At 54.7% G+C, this 2,345-nt stretch carries 2 protein-coding genes and 1 pseudogene; all 3 read right to left on the bottom strand.

All coding sequences use genetic code 11. The features are described from left to right. Positions 1–843: hypothetical protein (locus C7H10_RS03510; RefSeq protein WP_106693778.1), on the bottom strand; the 843-nt coding region annotated here is incomplete at its 3' end. A gap of 31 nt (positions 844–874) precedes the next feature. Next, entirely contained in the window at positions 875–1,909 is a 1,035-nt protein-coding gene (locus C7H10_RS03505) for a hypothetical protein (RefSeq protein ID WP_106693777.1), read from the bottom strand. Further along, positions 1,899–2,345: pseudogene (locus tag C7H10_RS03500) on the bottom strand (hypothetical protein); the annotation flags it as partial. The pseudogene C7H10_RS03500 and the gene C7H10_RS03505, both read right to left, overlap by 11 nt.

Genomic DNA, 2,345 nt, shown 5'->3' with positions numbered 1-2,345 from the left:
GGGAAGCTCCGGCAGGGGCTTGGTGATATCCATGTAATTCTGGATAAAGTCCCAGTAGGCGTAGCACATGGTGGCGCTGCCGTGGGCTCCAAGGATATCGCCAACGGTGACGTCCAGCTTGCTATACCGGTGAGACAGCACCAGATCAAACAGAGTGCCGAAACGATCTACCCGGGCGCAGCACCAGGCATCAAATTCGTAGAAGGGTTTTTCGATCACGACCGGAGGCTTTCGGGGCACGAACGGGAGTTTCCGAGAATATTGCCATACCTTGATCATGCCGGTACGGCGATTGAATTCCCATTCGGGGCCGCGGCCGTTTTGGTGGAGCCATCTGGGAAAGAGGCGGAAGGCTAGGTCGCCTATAACAATTAGAACCCACCCGCCCACTAGAAGGCTAACTTCGAACGGATACAAACTATCGAGGAACTCAGGCCAAGTCTCTTCTCTCGTGCCAAAGAGGGGGGATACTAAGATCAAAACAATTAAAACGATCGGCGACACGATATAACCCCAGACTTTTCCCAAGACATACATCATGTCGATAAAACGTGCCTGTAACGCCAGAGGTGCATGCCTGAAGCATTCATGACTGTTCTCGACGTAAATACCAAGCTTGTCTGCCAAATCCTCTTTTTTTTCCAGCCGTCGTAGCTTCTTCGGTGGGTTTGACGACATAAATGTCGGCGGCACCACCTCACGGGTACCACCCCATGGCAGTCGCAGACTGGCGGACCGATCCAGTCCTGTCCGGTTCAATTCCTCTACCTGATTCTTCTGAGGAGGAATAACATCAGAACGGTAAGCAAATTGCCCGTAGTGATCACTCTCCTCCGCATCCATCAGCTTCGACCTATGCGTTCCGTTGCCCACATTACCCAAACTCCTTCAGGCACCGTTTATACATTTCGTCCATCTTCTGTTTGTAGGTGACATCATCCATATTGCGCCAGTAACGTGAATTACGGCCGATGCGTCTGTCATGTTCGGCAGTCACCGGGTCTTTGCTTCGGTGGGGCTCAAACAAGGGAATATCTGGCAGCGGTGCGGTGCTGTCCATGTACTGCAGCCAGAAATTCCACAGCGCCTTGTGGTCTTCGTCGTTGGCCGAAGCGGCCTGGAAGGCGGTCAGGGGCAACGCCTCTTCCCGGAAGCGGTGCACCATGGCGCCGTAGTACAGAGGTAAGCCCTGATGAGTCGGGCCGCTGTGGATGTAGCCATCGAATTCGGCAAATGGTGACTGCCAGGCTATCTGGCCAGCGTCACGTTTTTTCTTGGGATCACGGAAGGCAGTCACGAGACCGGTTCGGCGGTTGAATTCCCACAGGGGGCCTTTAGGGTCTTTGTAGATCCAGCTGGGGAATAAGTGCTCCACGAAGCTTACCCCCCCCCAAACCGCAGCGCAGGGTGCACCTACATATAAAAGGGCGGGGAGGAAAAACTCTGTAATGTATGGCGCTGGATTACGGCCACTGAGGAAGACAATGTCTAACAGCTGAAGGAGTAATAGGGCTCCACCACCAAATATAATGACTTTCGCGAATCCCTTTAAAATTAGCCAGAGCCAAGACGAACTTGGCAACGTCGCCCATCGGATACTTTCCTGGTTGATCCAGGCCATTGGAACTCTCTTTTTCTCCTTACCTCGGCCCTGTTCAACATACCAATTGGTGTCCTCATCCTGGCCCGGCGGCCAGGTTTCCAGAAAGTCGCCCGGCACCACATCAGAAACATACTCTTTGGACAACTTATGCCCTGCCGCCCACTGAAAGCGAAAACTCCGGGAGCGCTTGTCCATTTGCCCGCGACGGCGCGGAAGACTCTCCCGTTCGGGTTGCCAGGCGGTTGCCCGATAGTAATCACTGGCAACCGCTGCGGATCCCGCTGCTGCTTGCTCCTCAGCTCGCATAATTCACCATCTCCGCCATCACATTATGCCGCTGGGCGGTGTCAATGATGGTGACTTCGGTGAACATCCGATCCACGTGCTTCTTGAAGGTTTCATCGTCCATGTCCCGCCAGTAGCGCGGTGGCCGACCTGTCTTCTGGTCATGCTCTGCCGTGGTCGGGTCCAGCGGGCGGTATCGCTCAAGCAAGGGAAGCTCCGGCAGGGGCTTGGTGATATCCATGTAATTCTGGATAAAGTCCCAGTAGGCGTAGCACATGGTGGCGCTGCCGTGGGCTCCAAGGATATCGCCAACGGTGACGTCCAGCTTGCTATACCGGTGAGACAGCACCAGATCAAACAGAGTGCCGAAACGATCTACCCGGGCGCAGCACCAGGCATCAAATTCGTAGAAGGGTTTTTCGATCACGACCGGAGGCTTTCGGGGCACGAACGGGAG

Source organism: Marinobacter shengliensis (assembly GCF_003007715.1).
Taxonomy (GTDB): domain Bacteria; phylum Pseudomonadota; class Gammaproteobacteria; order Pseudomonadales; family Oleiphilaceae; genus Marinobacter; species Marinobacter shengliensis.
This window is presented reverse-complemented; position numbering and strand designations above follow the sequence as displayed.

Bases quoted from the DNA above. Each gene is read 5' to 3' on its own strand.
- C7H10_RS03505 (WP_106693777.1), bottom strand. From the start codon at position 1,909: ATGCGAGCTGAGGAGCAAGCAGCAGCGGGATCCGCAGCGGTTGCCAGT.